Below are 23,769 nucleotides of genomic sequence, written 5' to 3' on the forward strand. Positions count from 1 at the left end.
ATTTCACGCAGTTATTTAACATGTAAGGATACGGTAAACCTTATCCCTACGTCGAGAAGGGGGGGCTTGTCGGCCGTTGAGTAAACTATATCCCAATTCAGAAAAGGAGCCATTTCCTATGAAGTTACAACTCGTTCGCAATGCGACGCTCATGGTTCAGTATGCAGGGAAGAAATTTCTAATCGACCCATGTTTAGCGCCGAAGGGAACCTACCCGCCTTTCCCCAATTCGTTAAGACAGGACCAAAGAAATCCGTTAGTTATTCGTACAAAATGAAGAAGACGCGACAGAAGTAAGAAACGCCGGTTTCCGGAACGTTGACGTTCTAAAACGGCGGAGGGCATCGTTCCGGTCGCGCGGACTTGCGGAATCTGTTCTCTGGAAAAGCTAAAACCCGTTAGAAACAGCCTTGGCCGATGAACGGCCAAGGCTCGTCCTCTTATGAAATTCCATAGACTACCGACACCTCACCATCCAAAATTCGCAAGCGTATAAATAATAAATGAGAAAGAGACGAGGACGGATACGACAGTAATAGCGATGACCCAATATTCCCTACATCTGTGTTTCAAAAGACGGTAGATGGAGAAAAGCGCTGTTACGAAAGTCATCAAGATCATCGTTCGTCTAACCCATATTACCCCTGACATTGCCGCCATCATGTTTGTGCTTCCGCCCAACAACAAGAGTATGCCCATATGGAGCCAATGGTGGGAAGAAGCTAGAATGGAAAACAGGACTGAAAGGATAGAAGCCGTCGTTTGGCTCAAATTACGATTCATTCGTGTTCCTCCTTCCTTTTTCTAATGCACTTGTAAATAACTTAAATCCATTCAAGATTTGAACCCGCTCCTCTTCCAACAATTCATCCAAAATCGATCGAAAATAGCGGATCGATTGCTCGCGTACTTTTTCTAGCGAACGTTCTCCTTTATCCGTCAACGACACTAGCACCTCCCGTCGATTCTCCTCATTTACATTTCTATTTACAAATCCTTCTTTAACCAAGGTATCGATTAACCTACTCACTGTACTGCGTTCCAAAAATAACCGTTCCGCCAATTCGCCGATCGTCAAAGCCCCATTCTCCAGTTCTTGTAAGGTAAAGACTTGAGATGGCGATAAATGAAAACCGCAAGGAGTAACATTTTGTTCAAGTAACCCGAATAATCGAATAAATTTCTGAACGTTATGACGCAGGTCTAACAATTCTTCACGATTCAACTTTAGTTCCTCCATAAAATATGTATTGTACATCATATGTACCATACACATATTGGATAAGTCAATAACGAAGGAACTTATTCATTCCTCTACAAAACAAAAACCCCGCGCTTCGCCCGGAGTTTAGAAAAATGCAGGTTACAGTTTGCGGCTCGTCGGACGCAGCGCCCACGAGGCGATATTCAGCGCGGCGTATGAAAGCGGAAGGATAACGCTGAACCCGTTCCCGCCAAAGCCGTCTGCAAAAGCATGAGACAGTGCCGCGCCGGTCATTAAAAAGAAGATGCCGGCGTGAGCCCATTCTTTAAGCCGAGGAAATCCCGGAACGACGAGAGCAGCGGCTCCAAGTACTTTGCATATCCCGAGAATCGTTAAAACGTATAAAGGGTAACCAAGGTGTTCCACTAGCTCGACGTTTCCTTCAAGTCGCATCAGTTGCCCGATACCGCTTAACATAATGGGTCCTGCGAGCAGCAATGTAACTGTCCAATAAGCAATCACTTTTCCCCGGGGCTGGGTTAGCACTTTCGCGGTTGATTCCGCACCGATCATCTGACTCATTTTCTTCCTCCTCATCCCTTCAAAACGTCTTATCCTTAATGGGACACCATTTGGTGACGTTTTTATTATAGGACACCATTTAGTGTCCAGTCAAGAGCATTTTTACGTTCTTCATGGGAAAAAGCCTCGGTACGACAATACCGAAGCTTCGTGATATCGTGACTCCGTTTTGTTATTTCCAGACGATCATGACTACTCCCGCGAATATAATGACCGAACCAATTATCTTATATAAATTGTATTTTTCTTTTAAAAAATAAACTCCAAGCAATGAACCTATTACAATGCTGGATTCCCTAACGGGTGCCACGAAGCTGACCGGCACTTCCGTAAGAACGATTAATACCAATATGTAAGACAATCCGGCTAGACCGCCCGCAACGGCCATCTTCACCCATTCGGTCTTCCATTGCGTGGCTGCAACGGCTATGTTTCTGACTTGTAATGAACCTAGTACCAAAACCTGTCCAAGATTTTCAATAACGTTTAAAGTAATGGGGGGGATTACAGCTACCGCTAGTTTGTCAAAAATCGTATAACATGCGATGAATAGACCAACCAGGAATGGGTAAGGCGACTTTAGGATGGACTTCAGCGACCTTACCCCCATTGAGAAACTTACACCGGAATACATCATGTAAATCCCAACAAAAATAAATAAGCTGCCAAGGACACTTAGAGATGTAACCGGCTCGCTTAACCATATGGAACCGGCTGCAACGACAAGTAGCGGTCCGAGGCCTCTCGAAATCGGATAGGCTAACGAAAAATCGCTTTTTTCATAAGCTTTAGCAAGGATGATTGCATAAGCGCTATGCAATGCGATACTCCCTAAGCCCCAAAATATCCATTCATAAGTGATAGTAACCCCTTGCGGCCAAAAGAGAATACTTACCGGTAAAAAAATAATGACGGACCAAATTCTCAGCGACCATAAAAAGACTGCTTTATTTTCGCTTTGTTTTAACATGATGTTCCAAAGAGCATGCGATATGGATGCAACGATCACAAGGTAAATCCAATAATTTTCCATAAAGTCAAGCTATAGCTCCTCATCCTATATCGTGGCAACGCGGAATTGCGTGAAAAGCTGCGCAAGCCTGCCTGAGCGGCCCTTCGGAAAATAGAAAAAAGATCGAACGAAGGATTTCCTTCGTTCGACCTTGGAATTCGCTACGGCTGCGGACGCTGCCCCGGATCCATCCCGGTTTCCGATACCGTCATCAGGGGCTTCACGGCGACGTCGGCAACGACGCGAACTTGGCACGACAGCCGAATATTCTCGTCCGTAATGCCCTTCGCGTTCCGGATGCCCGCTTCCGCCTCGCCGATGGGGCCTAGGTCGCCTTCCAGCACCTCCACGCGGCACGTCGTACATCTCGCGTTGCCCCCGCACCGGTGCAGAATGTCCACCCCATGATCCTCGAGGGCGAGCACCAGCTTCGTGCCTTCCTCCACCGCGAACGATTGGTCTCCAACTTTCAAAATCGGCATCGTCATGACCTCCTTATGTTACTAGTATAACCTTAGAGATCGAAATGCCAACCTTTCCCCCCTGTGCATAGTTCGAAATTGCGAAAGAGTTTATCCACCGACGAAAATAGGGAATCCGCATTGACCACAGTTGCCCACAGGGATACCAACAGGCTGTGTTTAACTTTTCGTGGATCCAGGCTGCCTTTTTTATAAATACCCACATATCCACAACCCCTGCCGTCCACAGGTTTATTTGTACCCATCCATGGGTAGCAAAAGGTCCCGGCGAAGCCTCCGGGACCTTCTCGATGTTCATGCTTCGGCTTCCGCCGCGGGCGGAACCGCCGCTTCCGCATTTCGAACGCCGCCTAGCTGGAATAAGAAGAGGCCTCCTGCAATCGCTAGCGCGCCGATCAGTCTTGTCGGCGTAATCGGCACTCGATCCAATCCGAACCAGCCGAAGGCGTCCCATATCATGGCGAACCCGAGCTGCGACGTCATGGCGGTCAGGACCGCGGATGTCGGGCCGAGCCGTCGGAGCCCCTGCACCATGCAGACGACGACGCCGACGCCGATCAAGCCGCTGAACCAAAACCACGTCTGCATCGGCTTCGGACGCAGCAATTCGCCTCCTTCGAAGACAAGCCCCATCGCGAGCGACGCCGCGAACCCGAGTCCGAGCACGAGCGTCGTCGTCGTCCATACGCTCGTGTGCTCGTTCACTCGGTTGTTGAACAAGTTTTGCACGCCGACCAACGCTCCGGACAACGCCGCCCATAGAATACCTAGAATCATCGTTATCCTTCCTTCCCGAGTGAACCGGCGAGTCGCTTCAGCCGCTCTGGCTCCAACACTTGAATATACGACTTGTTCCTCTCGATCAACCCTTCGTCGCAGAGCTTCCTTATGACCCGGTTAAGATGGCGGTAGCTCGTGCCGAGCAAGTTGGCCGTGTCCTGCACGTTCGCGACGGGCAACCGGCCGCGAAACCGCGCGTCCGTCTCATCGCAGCATACCGACAGCAAGTAATTGGAAAATCGCGCTTCGACGGGGTACATCAAATTCAAGCTGCTGTGATTCGTCCTGTAATTGAGCTTCTTCACCATCATCTCCAGCAGGAAACGAAGCAGCGGCGCATGGTCCTCGCCCGACTCGCGCAGCGCGCGGTACGAGATGCCGATCATCGACGCCTCGGTAACGGCCTCGACGTAATTGTGAATCGCATCCCCGCCGATATATTCGAGATCGCCGATCACCTCGAGCGGCGTACGGAAGGAAAGCACGAGCGTCTTTCCCTCCGGGGAATTGTGGAACACTTTAATTTTCCCTTTCACCAACACGTATAGCGTCGAAGCCGGCTCTCCTTGCACGCAGATGTTTTCCCCTTGCGCGAAGACGTATACCGCCGCATGCGAACGCAGCCGGTCCGGAAGGACTCGCTCCAAGCGGTGGAACTGTATATAGGCGTCCACCGCCTCCCGATGTTCGATCCTGTACATGACTCGGTATCTCCTTTACCCTTTCACGATCGCGGCGCCGACCGCCATCAGCGCGATGCCGACCGCCTGCGGCCAACGCATCCGGCGCTTCTTCGCACCGAACCATCCGTTCGATTCCGCGAGGAACGTCAATGCGAGCTGCGCGATCAGTACGAGCGATACGGCGAGCGTCATGCCGATCCGATGGATCGCCGTTACGTTGCCGAAAATAATGATCGCGGCGAACGCGCCTCCCGCCAAATAATAAGGCTTTACGCGCGCCAGCGCGTTTATTCGCCGGTCCCGCGCCACCGTCAGCAGCAGCGCGGCCGCGACAAAGCCGGTGAACTGCGTCAGCGTCGCCGCCTGCCACGTGCCGATCGCCGCGCCGATTCGCGCGTTCGCCACCCCTTGCAGCGCGATGAAGCCTCCGGCCAACACGCCGAATAACCAACCCATGTCCAGTCCCTCTTCCCTTCTTCCGATTCGCTTGCTCTTATCATAGAGACGAAAGCGGCCGGCGGGAAAGGACATATGTCCCGAAAATTAACCGACCCCGACTTGCCCTTCCCTTCGCGCTTCGCTTCGACCCGCCTGCTGCAAGTCATATCCGGTAGGGTTCTGGAAGACGCGAAGCCCGAACTCCGGAGCGACGGCGAAGACGTGATCGAAAATATCGGCTTGAATCGTCTCGTACGACGCCCATGCGGTCGTATTCGTGAACGCGTAAATTTCAAGCGGCAGCCCGTATTCCCCCGGCGCCAGCTGCCGGACGAGCAAGGTCATCTCCTGATGAATGTTCGGGTGCTGCTGCAGGTAATGCAACACATACGCCCGGAATACGCCGATATTCGTCATCTGCCGGCCGTTCGCCCTCACCGTCGTATCGACGCGGCGCTCGGCGTTGTACGCCTCGATGTCCCGCTGACGCTCCGTCACGTACTCCGTCAGAAAATGAATGCTTCGAAACCGCTCGATCATCTCCGGCGAACAGAACGCGATGCTGCTCGCGTCGATGGTTATCGAACGCTTGATTCTGCGGCCGCCGGACGCCTGCATCCCTCTCCAGTTCCGGAACGAATCGGAGATGAGGGCATAACTCGGGATCGTGGTGATCGTCATATCGAAATTCCGAACCTTGACCGTGTTCAGCGAGATGTCGATGACGTCCCCGTCCGCATCATACTTCGGCATCTCGATCCAGTCGCCGACGCGCACCATATCGTTCGAGGCGAGCTGCACGCCCGCGACCAACCCTAGAATCGAATCCTTGAAAATTAACATCAGCACGGCCGACAGCGCGCCCAGCCCGCTCAACAAAATAATGGGACTCTGCCCGATCAGCGTCGCGATGACGGCGACGGCGCCGACGAGGAAGATGAACATTTTCACGACCTGAATATATCCCTTGATCGGCTTCAGCTTGGACACTTCGTACGTTCGATAAATATCGTCCGCGGCGTTCAAACAAGCGTTCAGCACGACGATGCCGACGATCGTAAAGTAGCAAAACGCCGCTTTCTCTAGAAGCGCCTGATGACTCGGAAAGAGCGGCGAAAAATAATAGATGATAAGGACGGGCACGATATGAGAGAGCTTCTGAAACACTTTCCGTTCCAACAGCATGTCGTCCCACTTGAACCGGTTCCGCTTCACGAAGCGGGCCACGACGCCGTGCACGACCTTCTTCGCGACGCCGTTCGCGACAATGCCGAGCCCCGCGATGAGAACGACCAGAATCCAACTCGATAACAGTCCCGCCAGCTCCGTCGACGCGCCATACCTTATCAGTTGTTCTCTGATGAAATCCATTACAGCCTCCTCTGATAAAGAAGCTCAAGGACCGGGGGAAAGCCCGGCTCTTGAGCTTCGGAATGATTACAATGTCTCCGTGGCGAGCGTAAACCCTTCGATCACGGCATCCTCGTCCACCTCGATCAAGATGCATCGCTTGCCGTGATAGTCGACTTGTTTCACATACTTTAAATCTTGCGGGCTGACCGTAATCGTCGCTACCTTCGTATCGATCTTAATCGATTTCGACGTGAACTTCGGGATGACGCTGCTGGCTTTAAGCTCATAGTTTTTGTCGTCGACGACCGTCTGGAACGCGCGCTCCACCTTCTCCGTCGTCAAATCGTCCACGCCGCTCGCCGTCAGCAGCCGCTCCACGTCTCGGTAATCCAACTTCGGCGGCTCTTCCTCCTGATTCGTTTCGATGACCTGGTGGATGCCCTCGTACACATGCGCCAACGTCGCCGCGTCGAGCTGGTCTCCCGCCACTTCCTTCACGATTTCCTCGAAGATGACCCGCTCTTCCTGCGCCGTCACCGTCTTCTCGGCGTTCAACACCTGATCGATGAAATGGTGATTCGGTTCGTTCGCTTTGCCCGAGCAATACAGCACGCGATTCACGTCGGACGCGTTGTCCGTTACGCTAGGATAGAAGAAACCTTGTTCCGGCGCGCTTAACTTAATGATCGGATCGACGATGACGTTATACTTGAACTCTCGTTCGACATAATCGAACAGCAAGGTTTTCTTCTGCTGTTCCGTACTGTTGACGCTGCACAGAATGAACGGATGCGCGAACATCTCGTCCCGCTCGTTCTGCTCGGCTTCGTCGTTCCGCTCCCGGGTCGGACGGAAGTATTCCCCTCGGACGAACGTGACCACCGTATCCCGTTCATACTTCGTATCCGCCAGCATCTTCTCCACCAACACGAGCATCAGGTTTTGCCAGTCTTCCGTGTGACCGGTCACCAGCCCTTGATGGAGCAGCACCCGGGTCGGCTCCTCCGCGTCTTCTTGAAATTTGACTTCGAACAGCTTCTGACCTAATTCCCCGGTCAACAGCTTTTTGAAATTGCCCATATACAGCTCTTGCTTTTCCCGGTCCACCAGAGCGAACGGCTGACACTCGTAATGATAAATCTCGCTGCTTTCCTTCATGATGTACACGTTCAGAATGTCGAAAACCTTAAGCAAATCATGATCCAGCTTAAACTGCTTGCGAATGTGCGCGACTTCTTTCTTATTCATGGTTCGTGAGACAGCTCCTAAGAAGTGATATGCCTTCTGCGAATTAACACCTTACATATTTGCGTTTGAAGCCGAGATCCCCTTTTTCCACGGCCTTGCGAATGCTTTCGGCAGCGTGCAGCGTCCTGCTTCGTTTCTTGTCCCGCTTCATTTCTAACGGGCCGACCGCCTCGGCCGCGGCGACCGCCTTGTCGTGAAGCGGAACATAAGAGATCGCTGCGGTATAGAGGAAATTGTTCATCGCGGATTTCGCCCGCTCGGGCGCATCGCGAATCGTCCGCTCCACCGTGTCCAGCAACCCGGCGAGCTTGCTTTCGGAAAATTCGCGGTCCGGCCGGCTTCCGAGCAGCCAACAATAACAGCTCCAGCCCGCCGATCTTCGCAGCTCTTCGCCGCTGGCGATCCACTTGTCGGCTTCGGCTTGCGCGACGTCGGCTTCTGCCAACGTGACCGCGACGACGTAATCGGAAAGCAAACCGCTTCTACATTCATAGCGTTACCCTTCCTCTTCTAATGGAGGTTCGTTTCGCTCGTCCGTTTCTCCATTTTACATCATTCGCATAGGGAAATGGGCATCTTAATGATATACTGTCTTTTCATCATGTTAAAACACGGGAGAGACACGAGATGAACGACAACATTCGCTTTAAAGATACGGTCACGATCGGTTTTATGCTGTTCGCTTTATTTTTCGGCGCGGGCAATCTCGTCTTTCCGGCGATGTTAGGGCAGCAAGCCGGCGATCAATACGGCTTCGCCAATCTGGGCTTCCTGATTACGGGGGTCGGTCTACCGATCCTCGGCACCTTGGCGTTCGGCTTCTCCGGCTCCAAGGACTTGCTTGCCTTAACGAGCCGCGTCCATCCTTGGTTCGGCATCGGCTTCACCACGATGCTGTACCTCACGATCGGACCGTTGTTCGCCATGCCGAGAACCGGCAGCGTGTCGTATGAAATCGGAATGAAACCCTTCCTCGGAGCGCAGCATGAACCGCTTCTCGCGGCGGCGTTTACGATTGTATTTTTCGGGGTTACCCTTCTGTTCTCTTTACGCCCGGCGAAAATCATCGACATCGTGGGCAAAGGATTGACGCCGGCGCTCATGATTTTGATCGCCCTATTGGCGTTCGCCGCCGTCGCGGCTCCCCTCGGACGTCCGCAACAACCGGTAGGCGATTACAGCGCGCACGCCTTCTTCAACGGCTTTCAAGAGGGATACTTAACGATGGATACGCTCGCGGCCCTCGTCTTCGGCATTCTCGTCATCGACGCGATTCGCGCGAAGGGAGCCGATCGACGACGCCGTACGCTGCTCGTCTGCTTCCAAGCTTCGGCGATATCGGCCGCGATTCTCGCCCTCATCTATACGGCGCTCGCGTATATCGGCGCAAGCAGCGTCTCCGCCTTCGGCCGCTTGGGCAACGGCGGCGAAGTGCTGCAGCGAACGGCCGATTATTATTTCGGCACGTTCGGCGGAGCGGTGCTCGGCGTTATCGTGCTGCTCGCTTGCCTCACGACGAGCATCGGCCTCGCCACCTCGTGCAGCAGCTACTTTCATACCCTGTTCCCGAAAATGTCTTACCGACGGATCTGCGTCATCCTGACCGCGGCGAGCGCCCTGATCGCGAACGCGGGCTTGGAGAAGTTAATTTCGTTCTCCGTGCCGGTCTTGACGATCCTATACCCGCTGGCCATCGCGCTCATCCTCTTGACGTTCGCGCATGATTGGTTTCAGGGCAAACGAAGCGTGTACGGATGGTGTTTGCTGCTGACGTTCATCGTCAGCTTGGTCGGCGGACTGGCCGGCACGCCGCTCCGGATCGAACGGCTTCACGTCTGGTTTACCCAAGCGCTTCCCTTGTACGACATCGGCTTAGGTTGGGTGCTTCCGGCTTGCGCGGGGGCGGTCCTGGGCTTGCTATGGCCAAGGACCAAACCGTTGGAATCGTAACGGGCCATCATGGAAAACCTGAAGGTATGAGACGGACCCGTGGAGGAATCACGCAATGACGCAGCCGCAAGTAAAGCCGACTAACATCGAGTTCAGCAGCACGGAAATCGGCGGACTCTGGAGCATTTACATGCAAGAGAGCATGACCGTTTGTTTCCTCACTTATTTCGTACACCATCTGCAGGACGGCGATATCCTGCCCATGGCGCAGAAGGCGCTGCATATTTCGCAAGGACGGTTGGAACGGATCCGGACGCTGCTCTCGAAAGAAAACTTCCCGATCCCCGACGGCTTCACGGACAAAGACGTGAATTTGTCTGCTCCTCCGCTGTTCCATGACGAGTTCGCGCTTAGTTTCATCTACATGACGAACCGAATGGGCATGATTAATTACGCGTTCACCTCCTCGAATAACGTAAGGCTCGACGTGCTGGACTTCTTTAATGAATGCCTGCATACCTCGACCGAGTTGTTCGGGCAAGCCGTGAAGCTGCAGCTGGAGAAAGGCCTATACGATCGCCCGCCGAAAATGAACTATCCGAATCAAGTGGAGTACGTACAGAAAACGACGTTTCTCGACGGGTTCATGGGACATGTTCGACCTTTAAGCGCCATCGAGCTGTCGGAAATCTTCTTCAACATCGAAAGAAATTACTTCGCGGTCATCGTGATGCTCGGTTTCGCGCAGGTGATGCAGGACAAGGAGCTTCAGAGCCATATCCTTCGGGGGAAAAAAATCAGCGAAAAGCAAGTGGAGCTGTTCAACAAATTGTTATTGGACGAAGAGCTGCTCGGTACGGTCACCGTTGGCATGGAGGTCACCGCATCCACGACTTCCCCCTTCTCGGATAAGCTCATTATGGCGATGATCAATGTGCTCAACGCGGTCGACATCGTATTGATTTCGCATGCGATGGCTTTATCCATGAGAGCCGATCTCATCGCCCATTACAGTAAAATCGTCGGCGAGGTCATGTTGTACGCGAAAGACACCTTCGATATCGTCGTCGATCGGGGATGGCTCGAGCAGCCCCCTCTCTCGACGGATCGCCACCAATTGCTGAATCGAAGGTAACGACGACGCTAAGCGGACGATCCGGATATTTCCGCCGCTGCCTCCATTTTCATAAGGAAATGCCGCTTCGGATTCGATACAATGGGTTGATGAAATGTAAATCCTACTCTTAGAGAAGGTCTTTTCAAAACGAATAGGACGGTGAGAAAGTGAACCAAGCAGCAGTGTTGACCCTGCTCGCCTTGATCCTTTCCAACGCCCTTGTAGTGGCGAATAATGAACAATCTACAGGGTATGAGAATCCGGTTCAGCATCCAGTTACGAGTGTTGAAACGATTCGAACGGAAAGCGGTCAGGATGTCGGGGCATCGGAGTCGCCGGAGGAGCCGGTTACGGCGAGCGTCTCTGCCGAACAACCGAACGCGTCGTCCGAACCATCGTACGTAACGTCGGAAGAAGTCGAATTGCTTGCGCGAATCGTAAGCGCGGAGGCGAAGAACGAACCATATAAAGGGCAAGTGGCCGTTGCGGCGGTCGTCTTGAACCGAGTGGAAGAAGAAGGCTTCGGCGATACGATCGAAGAGGTCATTTATTCCAAGGGGCAATTCCAGCCGGTCAGCAACGGTACGATTCATCGAGAGCCTGTCGATTCGGCCTATCGGGCGGCCGAAGAAGCGCTGAACGGGAAAGACCCGACGAAGGGCGCGATTTACTTCGCGAATATGGAGATCGCCGACCATCACCCGAATCCGAAGGCGAAGAAGACGGTGCAAATCGGAGATCATACGTTTTATAAATAAAGCCGCTTCCCTCTTTAGCGAGAGGGGAAGCGGCTTTTGCGTTGGAATCGTCTGGCTGCGCGTCGCTTACCTTCGGCCGCTCAGGGCGCGCCGGCTCGCCATGCCTCGTGCCGCAAACTGCCGACGCCCGCGCCGGTCGGATAGCTCCCCGCGATCGCCGCCGCGACGAACGCCTTCGCCCTGCGGCACGCCGCTTCCGTCGTCGCCCCCCCGGCCAGCGCCGCGCAGACGGCGGACGACAGCGCGCAGCCGGTACCGTGCGTATGCCGTCGGGCCAGCCGGGGTCCGCTTAGCAGCACCGGACGGCGGCCGCCGTCGCCCGCGGCGACGAGAATGTCGAGACAATCGTCGCCCTCGGCGTGCCCGCCTTTCAGCAGGACGTGGCGGGAGCCGAACGACAGCAGCGCCTTCGCCGCGTCGATTCGCTCCTCTGGCGTGCGGATGTCCCGTTCGGTCACCCCTAGCAGCGCCGCCGCCTCGGGAACGTTCGGCGTCGCCAGCTCCGCGAGCGGAAGCAGCAGCTCGGCCAGCGCCTCGAACGCTTCCCCCGAGAGAAGACGGCGACCGTCCTTGGCCGTCCGCACCGGATCGACGACGAGCCGCCTCAAGCCGTACCGCCGAATCGCCGCCGCCGCCGCGGCGACCGCCTCCGGCGTCGGCAGCATGCCCGTCTTGACGGCGTCCGCGCCGATATCCCCGAGCACGCTGTCGAGCTGCGCTTCGATCAGCTCCGGCGCCACCGGCTCGATGCGTTGGACGCCGAGGCTGTTCTGGGCGGTGATCGCCGTTACGACGCTCATGCCGTACACCCCCAGCTCTTGGAATGTCTTCAGATCGCCTTGCATGCCTGCGCCGCCGCCCGAATCCGAACCCGCGATCGTCAGCGCCCGCGGCGGGGCGGCGCGTCCGCCGCTCCCTTCGGTCATAACGCGGCTCCTTCCCCTCGCGCGTGCGCCCCGGCGCCGAATCGATCCGGGCGGAAGGCGGCCATGTCGGCATGCGGTCCCCCGCCGCTTACGCTTCCCTCGCCGCCGGACCCCTCTTCGTCGTCGAGCCAACGCCCGAACGCCGCCGCCGTCGCCGGGCTCAGCAGAATGCCGTTGCGGTAATGCCCGCAGGCCAAATACAAGCCGTCCCGGCCGGGGACGGCTCCGATCAAGGGGCGGCCGTCCAGCGTCGCGGGCCGCAGCCCGGCCCAGCTGCGGGACGGGGCCGCTCCCTGCAGGCCGGGGAGCATTCGTCCCCCGGCGCGCGCGAGCCGCCCGATGCCGGCCGGCGTCACCGAACGGTCGAACCCCGCCTCGTCCTCGGACGCGCCGCAGACGAGGGAACCGTCCGGCTTCGGCACCCAATACGCGAGCGGGCTGAAGACGATGTGCCGGAGCTCGACGGGACGCGGGGCGTAAGCGCAAATCTGCCCCCGAATCGGATGCACGGGAAGACGCAGTCCGATCCGCGACTCGAGCTCCTCGCTCCAGGAGCCGAGGCAGCAGCATAGCCGGTCGCCGACGAACGTTCCGGCGTTCGCGTATTCGACCCGAACGCCGCCTCCCGATTCGCCGGACCGCTCCAGCGTCAGCAGGCGGCCGGCCGACGGGACGAGACGCCCGCCCCGGCGCCGCACCGCTTCGGCCAGCGCCTGCACGAGGAGCCGCGCCTGCACGTGCGCCTCTTCGGGGCAATAGAGCGCCCCCGCTTGCCCGGGCGCCAGCGCCGGCTCCAGCCGGGGCAGCGCTTCCGCCTCCACCCATTCCAGCCGAGCGCCTTGGTCCGTCTGCCATCGCAAGCGACCTTGCAGCGGCAGCCGATCCGCTTCCCGGCGAGCGACCTGCAGGCTGCCCGAACGGACGAATCCGACGCGCCGGCGGGACGTCTCCTCGATGTCGCGCACCCACGCCGGATACAACGCGAAGCTGCGGCGGCAAAACCGGAAGAAGGCGTCCGGCGCCTCGCCGTTCTCCGAATACGGCGCCAGCATGCCGGCGGCGGCGCTCGACGCTTGGCCGCCGATCGGACCGGCGTCGATCACGATCGCGCGCCAGCCCCGCTCGAGCGCCTCGTAGGCGCACGCCAGCCCGACGATGCCGCCGCCGAGCACGACGACCGTGCGGCCGCTCATCCGGCGCCCCCTCCGGCCGCGCCGGGGAACAGCCCGCCGTCGGTCGCGCTGCTGGCCGATGCGTACGGCTTCCGCGGGATGCGCCCCGCGCGCCTCGACAGCAGCCCCGCCTCGACGCCGAGCCGCATCGCCTCGGCCATCGCCACCGGATCGCGGGCCTGCGCGACGGGCGTATTCACGAGAATGCCGTCCGCTCCGAGCTCCATCGCTTGCGCGGCGTCCGCCGCAGAGCCTAAGCCGGCGTCGACGATGACCGGGACGGGGCATTCTTCCGCGATCCAGCTCACATGGTACGGATTAAGAATGCCCAGCCCCGTCCCGATCGGGGAGCCGCCGGGCATGACGGCGGCCGCCCCCGCTTCCGCGAGCCGCGCGCACAACATCGGATCGTCCGACGTATACGGCAGCACCGTAAAGCCTTCCCGTACGAGCCGCTCCGTCGCCTTCAGCGTCTCGACCGGATCGGGCAGCAGCAGCCGCGGATGAACGCTGATCTCGACCTTGACCCAGCTGCCGAGACCGGCTTCGCGGGCGAGCCGCGCGATGCGAATCGCTTCGTCCGCCGTCGAGGACCCGGACGTATTCGGCAAGTACACGAGCTCCTTGCCCTCGGTCAGCCGCAAGGTCGGGTCCTCCTCCCGCGGCGCCTCCAGATCGATTCGCCGGACGGCGAAGGTGACGACGTGCGCCCCCGACGCTTCGAGCGCCCGCCGCAGCACGGCCGGACTCGGGTACCTCCCCGTCCCGAGAAACAGCCGCGACCGCAGCGCTACGCCGCCGATCGTGAATGGCGCGTTCCAGTTCGCTTCCTTCATCCCGCTCAACCTCCCCCGACGAAATGCACGAATTCGATCCGATCGCCGCCCCGGATCGCGACCTGCGCCCAGTCCGCGCGCGGCACCGCCTCGCCGTTCCGCTCCGCCATGACGCGCAGGGAGGCGAGCCCGAGCGACTCGGCCAGCTCTCGCAGCGTGCCGGACCGCGTCGCGACGTCTCTGCCGTTCACGGTCACCCGCACGTCCTCCGCCCCCGGCTCCCCGCCGGCGTCCCGCGCCTCCCACTCGGCGATGCGCCGTTTCAGCGCCCGGCATACGTCCGCCGGATCGGCGCTGCCGGTTACGGCGGAGACGGCGCACAGCCGCCGCGCGCCTGCGGCCAACACGTCGTCCGCCGTCTCGGGCGAGATGCCGCCGATCGCGAAGAACGGAATCCGAATCCGCGCGGCCGCTTCGGCCACGTACGACGTCGTCACGGGCGCGCGGCCCGGCTTCGTCGGCGTCGGGTAGACCGGGCCTACGCCGATATAGTCCGCGCCCGCCCGCTCCGCCTCCAGCGCCTGAGCGAGGTTATGCGTCGAGATGCCGATCAAGAGGCGGCTTCCCGCCAAGCGCCGGGCTTCGCCGATCGCCAGATCGTCCTGCCCGAGATGGACCCCGTCCGCTTCGGCCTCGAGCGCTACCTCCAGATCGTCGTTGACGATGAATAACGCGCCCCAGCGGCGAGTCAGCGCCCGCAGCGCCTTCGCCTTGGCGAGCAGCGCCGCGCCGGTCGACGTCTTATCCCGGAGCTGCACGATGTCGGCGCCGCCTCGGATCGCCGCCTCCATCACCTCGAGCAGCTCCCGGCCCGGGTGATACGCTTCTCCCGTAATGACATACAGCTTGCAATCGTCGAGCCGCTTCAACGGACTCTCTCCCCCTTCTCCTCCATCGTTTCTTCCGACACGTATCGCAGACAGATCGTCCGGGCGTCCGCGGGCCCGGGCGCGCCGCGCACGAGGACGCGGCCGTCCGCGAAGATCGCGAGCGACGCGCCCTCGGGCGTCCGCGCTCGCACGAGGTACCGGTTGGCGGCCTCGATCTCGCAGCCTCGGCGAATCAACCGCTCCTTCAGCCGATCCGCCTCGACGGTCCGGCCGGTAGCGACCTGGATCGTATCCCGCCCGCACAGGACGACCGCGTCCGGCGCCGCGCTCGCGTGCCGTTCCGGCGCCTCTTCGGCGGCTCCTCGGTCCGGCGCGCAATAACGGCAGCCGGACCGGCCGCCCGGGAGACGCATCTCCTTCAACGCGAACCGCCACACATCCGCCGATATCCACGTTCGCCGCAGCGCCTCTCGGTTGCCCGTCAGCCACTTCAGCGCCTCCACGGCCTGCAGCGCCGCCGCGACATCCGCCGCCGGACCGATAATGCCCGCCGTGTCGCAGTTCGCCGTCGGCGCGGCGTCCGCCTCGCCGCCGATGAGGCAGCGAAGGCAGGACGTCTCGCCGGGAACGAGCAGCGCGGCGCTCGCGGACGAGCCCGTCGCCCCGCCGTACGCGAACGGGATGCCGCGGCGGAAGCAGGCGTCGCTCAGCAGCAGGCGGGTCTCCACATTGTCCGTCCCGTCCAGCACGAGGTCGACGCCTTCCGTCAGCTCGGAAGCGTTCGCCGCCGAGAGGTCCGTCACGCGAGGTTCCACGCGAGCCGCGCCGTTGATCGCCCGCAGCCGAGCGGCGGCGGCGACCGCCTTCGGCGCGGAAGCCGCGGCGGCGGCTTCGTCGTACAGCGATTGGCGATGCAAGTTGTCCGGCTCCACGAAGTCGCGGTCGACGAGCCGCAGTCGGCCGACGCCTGCGCGGACCAGCTGCTGCGCGAGCGAGGAGCCGAGCGCCCCGACGCCCGCGACGAGGACGGTCGACGCCCCGAGCCTCCGCTGCCCGCTCTCGCCGATCGGGGCGAAGCGCATCTGCCGGTCGTACCGCGACAGCTCGACCTCGACCGCCGCGTCCGCGCTCCCCCCGGCGCTACACATAGAGACGGCCTCCTCCCGACTTGAACAACGCCGAGCGCTCCCGCATGCCCGCTTCGACCGCTTCCGCCGGATCGACCCCCTGCTCCGCCGCATAGGCCCGAATATCGTGCGTGATGCGCATGCTGCAAAACTTCGGCCCGCACATCGAACAGAAATGGGCCGACTTGGCCGCGTCCGCCGGCAGCGTCTCGTCGTGATACGCCATCGCTCGCTCCGGATCGAGCGACAGATGGAATTGGTCGCGCCAGCGGAACTCGAACCGCGCCTTGGACAAGGCGTCGTCCCGCTGTCGGGCGCGCGGATGCCCCTTCGCCAGATCGGCCGCGTGGGCCGCGATCTTGTACGCGATGACGCCGTCCTTCACGTCCTCCTTGTTCGGCAGGCCGAGATGCTCCTTCGGCGTCACGTAGCACAGCATCGCCGTGCCGAACCAGCCGATCATCGCCGCCCCGATCGCGGACGTGATGTGATCGTAGCCGGGCGCGATATCGGTCGTCAGCGGCCCGAGCGTGTAGAAGGGCGCCTCCTTGCACACTTCCATTTGACGGTCGACGTTCTCCTTGATCAGGTGCATCGGCACATGGCCCGGACCTTCGATCATGACCTGGACGTCGTGCTTCCAGGCGATGTCGGTCAGCTCGCCGAGCGTCTCCAGCTCCGCGAACTGCGCCTCGTCGTTGGCGTCCGCGATCGACCCGGGGCGCAGCCCGTCCCCGAGCGAGAACGTGACGTCGTACGCCTTCATGATTTCGCAGATGTCCTCGAAGTGCGTGTACAAGAAATTTTCCCGATGATGCGCGAGGCACCACGCCGCCATGATCGAGCCGCCGCGCGATACGATGCCCGTCACCCGCTTCGCCGTCATCGGTATGTAGCGGAGCCGCACGCCCGCGTGAATCGTGAAATAGTCGACGCCTTGCTCGGCCTGCTCGATGAGCGTGTCTCGGAAGATGTCCCACGTCAGCGCCTCCGCGCGGCCGCCGACCTTCTCGAGCGCCTGATAGATCGGCACCGTGCCGACCGGCACCGGACTGTTGCGAATAATCCACTCCCGCGTCGTGTGGATGTTCTTGCCCGTCGACAGGTCCATGATCGTATCCGCGCCCCAGCGGGTCGCCCACGTCATCTTCTCGACCTCCTCCTCGATCGAAGAGGCGACGGCGGAGTTGCCGATGTTGGCGTTGATCTTCACGTGGAACCGGCGGCCGATAATCATCGGCTCGCTCTCCGGATGGTTGACGTTCGCCGGGATGACCGCGCGCCCCGCCGCCACCTCGTCCCGCACGAATTCGGGCGTCATCCCTTCGCGAACGGCGATGAACGCCATCTCCGGCGTCACGATGCCCCGCCTCGCGTAGTGGAGCTGCGTCACGTTGCGGCCCGGCAGCGCCTTGCGCGGTTCGCGCCGCAGTCCCGGGAAGACGGCTTCGCCCCGCTCCCGCGCCGAATTTTCGCTTGCATAGCCGTCGTCCAGCGGCTTCGCCTCGCGGCCCGGATACGGCGCGGTGTCCGCGCGGGCGTCGATCCACTCCGCCCGCAGCGGCGGCAAGCCGCGCCGGATGTCCGCCTCGTAGCGTTCATCCGTATACGGTCCGCTCGCGTCGTAGACGAGCAGCGGCGCGTTCGGCAGCGCGGAACCGTCCGCCGCTCGGCTGTCCGCTAGCGCGATCTCCCGCATCGGCACCCGAAGGCCGCCCTCGCCCTCGACGTACACCTTACGACTTCCCGGCAGCGGCGTCGTCAATATCCCCATAACAAAAAACCTCCTCGAGTCATTCTTCCGAATTCCCCTAGGAGGCCCAAGCCGTATCGAAAATAGGATGCCAATCGCGCGATGCCGTCCCCGGCGCCGGAGGTCCCGTACGATCCCCCGGGGACCTGTTCGGCCGGCGCTCTCGGACCGCCCCGTCGCGCGGCTCGATTCCCGACGAACGGAAAAAAAAGCCGCCCCGTACGGAGCGGCCAACGGTTGTGTTTGCGCTGCGGGAGGCTTCGCGGGCCTCCCGGGACGTTCCCCCGGAGCCCGCCGCACTCCTCCGGTCGCATCGACGGCAGGCATAAGCCCGCACGCCTGCCCCGGCGGCAGCTCGTTCACGCGCATTGGTCCACTTTCCTACGCTGGCATGACCCAGATCAGGTTCTAAGGGACCAAGGCTTCGCCTTATCTCAGCCCTCGCGGGCGCCCCTAGTGGAATTCTATGATCTACTGTACACGCACCGGAAGAAAGTGTCAATCGCTTTCCTTCGGTTCCGAAAGAGCGCATCGGCCCCTGCGCGAGGTTAATCGTCGTTCTCTTCTTCGTAGACGAGCGGTCCGCCGCCGCTCGCGACGACATCGCCGGCGCGCTTCCCGTCGCCCAGCCATGCGCCTTGCTCGGCGAGCAGCCGCTGCAGCCGCTTCACCTCGACGCCGCGGAAATCCCGCCCCTCCGCCGCGGCCATCGCCGCCGCCGTGCCGGCCGCCTGCCCCATGGCGAAGCAGTTCGGCATGACGCGCAGCGAGCCTTGCACCGGCCGATCGGAGGAGACGGACCGTCCCGCGACGATCAGGTTCGACTTGCCCTGCGGCAGCATGCAGCGGTACGGCACCCCATGCGACTCCCCCTTCGGCAGATGCTTGATCGCCATGGCGCTCTGCGCGTTCGCCAGATGGATGTCGATGAAGTACGAATTGCGGGCGATATCGTCCTCGAAGGTGCGCATCGAGAGGAAGTCGTCGACGACCAGCGTATAATCCCCGACGATGCGCCGCGTCTCGCGAATGCCGATCTGATCGCCGGAGTGCACGAGATGCGCGTTCTCGAAGCCGGGGACGTACTTGCGGAGGAATCGCATCTGCACCTCGATGAGGCGGCGCCCTTCGACGGCCGCGCGCGTCAGATCCTCGGCCTTCGTGCCGTCGATGCCGAACACATGCCCGAAGTTGAAGCCGGCGACCGAATTCGACAGCCACGCGAGGCCCGAGATGCGCTTGCGCCCCTCCGGCAGGTCTCCGTTGCGCTGCGCCTCCTGCACCGTGTCCGGCATCTGATTGCCCTGCCCCGTCTCCGCTAAGAAGCGGTCGTATCTCGCTTTATCGACGTTGCAGACGAGATAACACATCGTGCCGGGCTGCAGCTCGCCCGACTCGCCGCCGATGTGGAACGGCACGCCGGAGAGCGCCGCGAGGTCCGCGTCGCCGGTCGCGTCGATGTACAGCTTCGCCTGTACGACGGAGCGGCCCGACTTGTTGCCGACGACGAGACCGGCGATCGACCGTCCGTCGTCCGCGAGCAGCGCTTGATCGACGAAGCTGTGGAACAGCAGCTCCGCTCCGCTCTCCAGCACGGCGTCGTCATATACGCGCTTCAAGATTTCGACGTCGATCGGGACCCAATCGAGCCGATCCCGATGCATGCGGAGGTACTCGTCGCCCGCGGCCGCCTTCATGCGTTCCATCAGGTCGAGGCCGATGCCGCGCACGACCGGCTTCTCGCCGTCCGTGAACGGGCAGAACGCCGGCACCAAGGCGGAGGTGCCCATGCCGCCCAAGTATCCGCGCTGCTCGAGGAGGAGCGTCTTCGCCCCGTTGCGCGCGGCCGCGATCGCCGCCGCCACCCCCGAGGCGCCTCCTCCGACGACGACGACGTCGGGCGCGTACGACACCGGCAGCCGATGCTCCGGAACCGTTACAGTCAAGCCGTTAGCTTCCAACATGCGCATTCTTTCCTCCCTTAGGACATGCCGCCGGCGACAGCGGTACAACGCGCCCGCCGGCTCGGCTCCTTATTTCGACGCGTACCAGTCGTTGATTTCCTTGGCCGTCGCTTCTCCGCCGGAAGCGTTAAATTTCTGTTGGAACGCTTCCAGACCGTCCAGCGTCTCGCTGCCGACGATAATTTTCACGGCGAACTCCGACACCAGAGCGCCCAGCGTCTGATTGTTTCTTGCGAATTCCGGCAAGTACGGAGCCGTAGACAGGACGTCCGGCGCTTTCAGCGCATCGTCCAAGAGCGGATTGATCGATTCCCACGCCGCGAACAGCCGAGGGTCCTTGCGCACCCTTGCTTGCCAATACGTCGCGTAGTTGTTCTCGTCGACGCCCGTCAAGTAGTTGTTCGCCTGGTTCCGTTCGTCGTTGAAGATCGGCAGAATCGGGCTGTACGCGCCGTTCTCGAACGTATGATGCGTCCCCTCGTCCCCGATGGCGATCCGCTTGAACGTCTCCGTCTCCAGCTTCGCGTTGAAAAATTTGATCGTCTCGACCGCATTCTTCGCCGATTTCGGAATGAACGTAATGCGGTCCAACCCTCCGCCGTTGCTCGAGAGCGCCGCCTGGCCGTCCGGCCCCTTCAGCGGCGGCACGAAGACGATCTTCGCGTTCGGATCGTTCTTCTGCAGCGCGTCGGATACGGCGGGAACGTCCGCCCAGTGCAGCGGAATGACGCCCGCCCGGCCGCTCGAGAATTTCTCCTTCATCGTGGCGTCTTTATTGACGGCGAACTCCTGTTCCAACAACCCTTGCTCGAACAGTCCGTTCATGTAGGTCAAGTAGGCGGGGAAGCCCGGGTCCATCGGCTGCGGGACGAGCGAGCCGTCCTTCGGGTTCCAGCCGTTCGCGATGCCGAAGGCGCCGAGCACATTCGTCACCATCGGCGCGTCCCCGTTGATCGTCATCGGAATGTTCTGATCGCCGTTGCCGCCGGGATCTTTCTCCTTGAAGGCCGCCAACACGTTCTTGAATTCATCGACCGTCGTCGGCATCGGAAGGCCCAACGCATCCAGCCAATCCTGACGAATCGCGAGGCTCGCGCCCACGAAGTCGACCGACGGGAACGGAATCGCGTAGATGTTCCCGTCGACCGTCACCATGTCCCAAGACTTCTGGGATAACGACGCTTTGATGTTCGGCCCGTGCTCATCGATGAGCGGGCCGAGATCGACGAGCGCGCCGCGCTTCGCATAGTCGGAATAAAGCGCTTTCCAACTGGAGCCGCCGACGGTGAAGATGTAGTCGTACGCTTCCCCCGAAGCCATGATCAGGTTCAGCTTATCCTCCGCCTTATCCTGCGGAAGCATATCGTATTGCACCTTGTAGCCCGTCTCTTCTTCGATGACCTTCGCGACCGGATACGTGTTGTAATCGTCCTTCATCCAATGGTGAAGCGCCTTCAACCCCGGCTTGGCGGCTTCCTTCGTCTCTTCCTTCGCCGTCCCCGCCGGTGTCGCGGCCGCGCCGCCCTGACTTCCCGCATCCCCGCCCGACGTTTGGCTGCACGCCGCCGCGAACGTCAGGACCGCCGTCATCGCCAGAACCCCCGTCTGTTTCCGCCGCAATCGATTCATATTTCGTTACCTCCTTGAATTGACGATCCATGGTCTTGCCTTGCGTCTATATCATTAATCCGCCGGGTACCTCGGCGGAATTAATGCGCTGCGTTCCGGCTCCTACCCCTTCACCGAACCGATCAGAACGCCTTTGATAAAGTACTTTTGCAAGTACGGATAGACGAGCAGGATCGGAACCGTCGACGCGATGACGGTCGCCGCGCGGATGCCTTCCGGCGTCAGGTTCATCAGTTCGTCCAACGTCTTCTCCGCCCCGCCTTGCGTCGTGTCGGCCTCCATGACGATATCGCGCAAGTAGAGCTGAAGCGGCCTCAAGCCGGGGTTATTGATGTACAGCATCGGATGGAAGAAGTCGTTCCAAAAATACACCGCGTAAAACAGCGAGATCGTAGCGAGCACCGGTCCGCTGAGCGGCAGCACGATGAAGAACAACACCCGCAGATTGCCCGCCCCCTCGAGCTTCGCCGCTTCCTCCAGACTTTCCGGCAAGCTCTCGTAGTAGCTCTTAATGACGAGCATATTGAAGACGCTGATCATCGCCGGCAGGATGAGCGACCACAAATTGTTCATCAGGCCCAGCTCCCGGATCAGCAAGTAATTCGGAATGATGCCGCCGCTGAACAGCATCGTGAAGACGAACAACACGAGAATCGCGCCGGTGCCCGGCAAATGACGCTTCGACAGCGGATAGGCGGTCACGGCGGTCAACAGAATGGATAGCAGCGTGCCGACGCCGGCCAGAAAGACGGAGATGCCGAGCGCCTTAAGGAACGATTCGGACGTGACGACGTACTTCATCGTGTCCACTTGGAAATCGATCGGCCAGAGGCCGACCTTGCCGGACATAACCGCCCATTCGGCGCTGAACGCCTTCGAGAACACGTTGGCGAAGGGAAGCAGCGTGGCCAGCGCGGCGATCGTAAGCGAGACGTAGATGAACGTATCCAACGCGGCGTCTCCTGCGGATTTTCTTCTCATATGCGCCTTCCCCCTTTACCAGATGCTGCGCTGCAGGAATTTTCTGGACAGCCAGTTGCCTGTGACGACGAGCAGAAAGCCGATGACGGAATTGAACAAGCCGACGGCCGTGCTGAAGCTGTAATCCATCTTGCCGAGGCCGATGCGGTAGACGTACGTTCCGATCACGTCGCCCGTCTCGTAAACGACCGCGTTGTAGAGCGTCAGGATTTGCTCCGTGCCCGCATCCAGCAAGTAGCCGATCCGGAGAATGAACACGAGCACGATCGTCGCCATAATGCCCGGGAGCGTGATGTACCACATCTGCTGCAGCCGGCTCGCGCCGTCGATCGCCGCCGCTTCGTACTGCTCCTGATCGATGCCCGCGATCGCCGCGATGAAGATAATGGCGTTCCACCCCGACTCCTTCCAGCCTGCGGTAAATACGACCACGCTGCGGAACCAATCGTTGTCGAGCAGGAACGAGATCGGCTGGCCCCCGAACGCCTCGATCGCTCGATTCACGAGTCCGCTCGAAGGGGACAAGATGTTGATGAACAACCCCGCGATAATGACCCACGACAGAAAATGGGGCAAGTAAATGATCGTCTGCACGGAACGCTTAAACCACATTTTCGAAACCTCGTTCAAGAACAACGCGATGCCGATCGGGATCGGGAATAAAATCGCGATCTTATAGAAGCTGATCAGCAGCGTGTTCCGGAACACCTGCGCGAACTCCTCCGACTGCGTCAGCTTGACGAACTGCTCCCCGCCGACCCATTCGCTGCCCGAGATCCCGTCGAAAATATTAAAGTTTTGGAACGCGATCAGAATGCCGTACATCGGGACGTATTTAAAGATCAGCAAGAACAACAGGCCGGGCAGCAGCAGCGCATACATGTCCAAGTTGTTGCGGACGAGCCTCCATGCCTCGGCTCTCCTTCGCGCGGCGGCGCCGGTTCGCTTCGCGGCCTTCGTCGTCGTACCCAGTTCCATCTTCCCCGCTCCTCTCGATCTCTCTA

23 protein-coding genes, 2 pseudogenes and 1 riboswitch are annotated in these 23,769 nt (G+C 60.0%); of the genes and pseudogenes, 4 read left to right on the plus strand and 21 right to left on the minus strand.

Annotated elements, in window-relative coordinates; all coding sequences use genetic code 11:
* Positions 1-118 precede the first annotated feature (118 nt).
* A pseudogene (locus tag RIN49_RS08205) lies at positions 119-332 on the plus strand (MBL fold metallo-hydrolase); the annotation flags it as partial.
* A 136-nt stretch (positions 333-468) separates the two neighbouring features.
* Here RIN49_RS08205 and RIN49_RS08210 read toward each other — a convergent pair.
* From RIN49_RS08210 to RIN49_RS08260, 11 genes and pseudogenes are all read right to left on the minus strand, one after another.
* A complete protein-coding gene (locus RIN49_RS08210) occupies positions 469-783 on the minus strand; it encodes a hypothetical protein (protein ID WP_309119687.1) in 315 nt (104 codons plus the stop codon).
* Positions 773-1,225 (minus strand): MarR family winged helix-turn-helix transcriptional regulator, encoded by a 453-nt coding sequence (locus RIN49_RS08215; RefSeq protein WP_309119688.1) that lies wholly within the window; start codon positions 1,223-1,225, stop codon positions 773-775. Before RIN49_RS08215 ends, RIN49_RS08210 begins: the two co-directional genes overlap by 11 nt.
* A gap of 138 nt (positions 1,226-1,363) precedes the next feature.
* Complete coding sequence (locus tag RIN49_RS08220) at positions 1,364-1,786, minus strand: DoxX family protein (RefSeq protein ID WP_309119689.1); 423 nt, start codon at positions 1,784-1,786, stop codon at positions 1,364-1,366.
* Between the two features lie 172 nt (positions 1,787-1,958).
* On the minus strand, positions 1,959-2,819 hold the full coding sequence (locus RIN49_RS08225) for a DMT family transporter (RefSeq protein WP_309119690.1): 861 nt from the start codon (positions 2,817-2,819) through the stop codon (positions 1,959-1,961).
* Positions 2,820-2,959: 140 nt separating this feature from the next.
* Positions 2,960-3,280: a 2Fe-2S iron-sulfur cluster-binding protein gene (locus RIN49_RS08230; RefSeq protein WP_309119691.1), complete on the minus strand. Its 321-nt coding sequence runs from the start codon at positions 3,278-3,280 to the stop codon at positions 2,960-2,962.
* A gap of 294 nt (positions 3,281-3,574) precedes the next feature.
* The gene (locus RIN49_RS08235; RefSeq protein ID WP_309119692.1) at positions 3,575-4,057 is read right to left on the minus strand and encodes a DMT family transporter; all 483 of its coding nucleotides are present in this window, start codon (positions 4,055-4,057) and stop codon (positions 3,575-3,577) included.
* A gap of 2 nt (positions 4,058-4,059) precedes the next feature.
* A complete protein-coding gene (locus RIN49_RS08240) occupies positions 4,060-4,761 on the minus strand; it encodes a Crp/Fnr family transcriptional regulator (RefSeq protein WP_309119693.1) in 702 nt (233 codons plus the stop codon).
* A 15-nt stretch (positions 4,762-4,776) separates the two neighbouring features.
* On the minus strand, positions 4,777-5,199 hold the full coding sequence (locus tag RIN49_RS08245; RefSeq protein ID WP_309119694.1) for a DMT family transporter: 423 nt from the start codon (positions 5,197-5,199) through the stop codon (positions 4,777-4,779).
* 87 nt (positions 5,200-5,286) lie between these two features.
* Positions 5,287-6,552, minus strand: a complete 1,266-nt coding sequence (locus tag RIN49_RS08250; RefSeq protein ID WP_309119695.1) for a mechanosensitive ion channel family protein — start codon at positions 6,550-6,552, stop codon at positions 5,287-5,289.
* Between the two features lie 66 nt (positions 6,553-6,618).
* Complete coding sequence (locus tag RIN49_RS08255) at positions 6,619-7,782, minus strand: DUF4317 domain-containing protein (RefSeq protein WP_309119696.1); 1,164 nt, start codon at positions 7,780-7,782, stop codon at positions 6,619-6,621.
* A gap of 43 nt (positions 7,783-7,825) precedes the next feature.
* Positions 7,826-8,257 (minus strand): annotated as a pseudogene (locus tag RIN49_RS08260) (DNA alkylation repair protein); the annotation flags it as partial.
* Positions 8,258-8,409: 152 nt separating this feature from the next.
* Here RIN49_RS08260 and brnQ point away from each other — a divergent pair.
* From brnQ to RIN49_RS08275, 3 genes are all read left to right on the plus strand, one after another.
* Positions 8,410-9,732: a branched-chain amino acid transport system II carrier protein gene (brnQ, locus tag RIN49_RS08265; protein WP_309119697.1), complete on the plus strand. Its 1,323-nt coding sequence runs from the start codon at positions 8,410-8,412 to the stop codon at positions 9,730-9,732.
* 55 nt (positions 9,733-9,787) lie between these two features.
* A complete protein-coding gene (locus tag RIN49_RS08270) occupies positions 9,788-10,807 on the plus strand; it encodes a DUF3231 family protein (RefSeq protein WP_309119698.1) in 1,020 nt (339 codons plus the stop codon).
* A gap of 149 nt (positions 10,808-10,956) precedes the next feature.
* Positions 10,957-11,547: a cell wall hydrolase gene (locus RIN49_RS08275; protein ID WP_309119699.1), complete on the plus strand. Its 591-nt coding sequence runs from the start codon at positions 10,957-10,959 to the stop codon at positions 11,545-11,547.
* Positions 11,548-11,627: 80 nt separating this feature from the next.
* Here RIN49_RS08275 and thiD read toward each other — a convergent pair whose 3' ends face one another.
* The 10 genes from thiD to RIN49_RS08325 all read right to left on the minus strand — a co-directional run bounded on the left by thiD (position 11,628) and on the right by RIN49_RS08325 (position 23,743).
* Positions 11,628-12,473, minus strand: a complete 846-nt coding sequence (gene thiD / locus RIN49_RS08280; protein ID WP_309119700.1) for a bifunctional hydroxymethylpyrimidine kinase/phosphomethylpyrimidine kinase — start codon at positions 12,471-12,473, stop codon at positions 11,628-11,630.
* Positions 12,470-13,666 (minus strand): glycine oxidase ThiO, encoded by a 1,197-nt coding sequence (gene thiO, locus RIN49_RS08285; RefSeq protein WP_309119701.1) that lies wholly within the window; start codon positions 13,664-13,666, stop codon positions 12,470-12,472. The genes thiD and thiO overlap by 4 nt, the downstream gene beginning before the upstream one ends.
* Positions 13,663-14,481: a thiazole synthase gene (locus RIN49_RS08290; RefSeq protein WP_309119702.1), complete on the minus strand. Its 819-nt coding sequence runs from the start codon at positions 14,479-14,481 to the stop codon at positions 13,663-13,665. Before RIN49_RS08290 ends, thiO begins: the two co-directional genes overlap by 4 nt.
* Before the next feature lie 5 nt (positions 14,482-14,486).
* On the minus strand, positions 14,487-15,350 hold the full coding sequence (gene thiE / locus RIN49_RS08295) for a thiamine phosphate synthase (RefSeq protein ID WP_309119703.1): 864 nt from the start codon (positions 15,348-15,350) through the stop codon (positions 14,487-14,489).
* Complete coding sequence (locus RIN49_RS08300; protein ID WP_309119704.1) at positions 15,347-16,459, minus strand: ThiF family adenylyltransferase; 1,113 nt, start codon at positions 16,457-16,459, stop codon at positions 15,347-15,349. Before RIN49_RS08300 ends, thiE begins: the two co-directional genes overlap by 4 nt.
* Positions 16,452-18,212 carry a phosphomethylpyrimidine synthase ThiC gene (gene thiC, locus RIN49_RS08305; RefSeq protein WP_309119705.1) on the minus strand — a complete coding sequence of 587 codons (1,761 nt, stop codon included), beginning with the start codon at positions 18,210-18,212 and terminating at the stop codon, positions 16,452-16,454. Before thiC ends, RIN49_RS08300 begins: the two co-directional genes overlap by 8 nt.
* Before the next feature lie 340 nt (positions 18,213-18,552).
* Positions 18,553-18,656, minus strand: a riboswitch (TPP riboswitch).
* A gap of 83 nt (positions 18,657-18,739) precedes the next feature.
* A complete protein-coding gene (locus RIN49_RS08310; protein ID WP_309119706.1) occupies positions 18,740-20,155 on the minus strand; it encodes an FAD-dependent oxidoreductase in 1,416 nt (471 codons plus the stop codon).
* A gap of 69 nt (positions 20,156-20,224) precedes the next feature.
* Positions 20,225-21,784, minus strand: coding sequence for an extracellular solute-binding protein (locus RIN49_RS08315; protein WP_309119707.1), 1,560 nt, complete (start codon positions 21,782-21,784; stop codon positions 20,225-20,227).
* A gap of 102 nt (positions 21,785-21,886) precedes the next feature.
* Positions 21,887-22,765, minus strand: coding sequence for a carbohydrate ABC transporter permease (locus RIN49_RS08320; protein ID WP_309119708.1), 879 nt, complete (start codon positions 22,763-22,765; stop codon positions 21,887-21,889).
* Between the two features lie 15 nt (positions 22,766-22,780).
* On the minus strand, positions 22,781-23,743 hold the full coding sequence (locus RIN49_RS08325; RefSeq protein WP_375295222.1) for an ABC transporter permease: 963 nt from the start codon (positions 23,741-23,743) through the stop codon (positions 22,781-22,783).
* Between the last annotated feature and the right edge of the window lie 26 nt (positions 23,744-23,769).

Source organism: Paenibacillus sp. (assembly GCF_031177825.1).
Lineage (GTDB): Bacteria > Bacillota > Bacilli > Paenibacillales > YIM-B00363 > Paenibacillus_AE.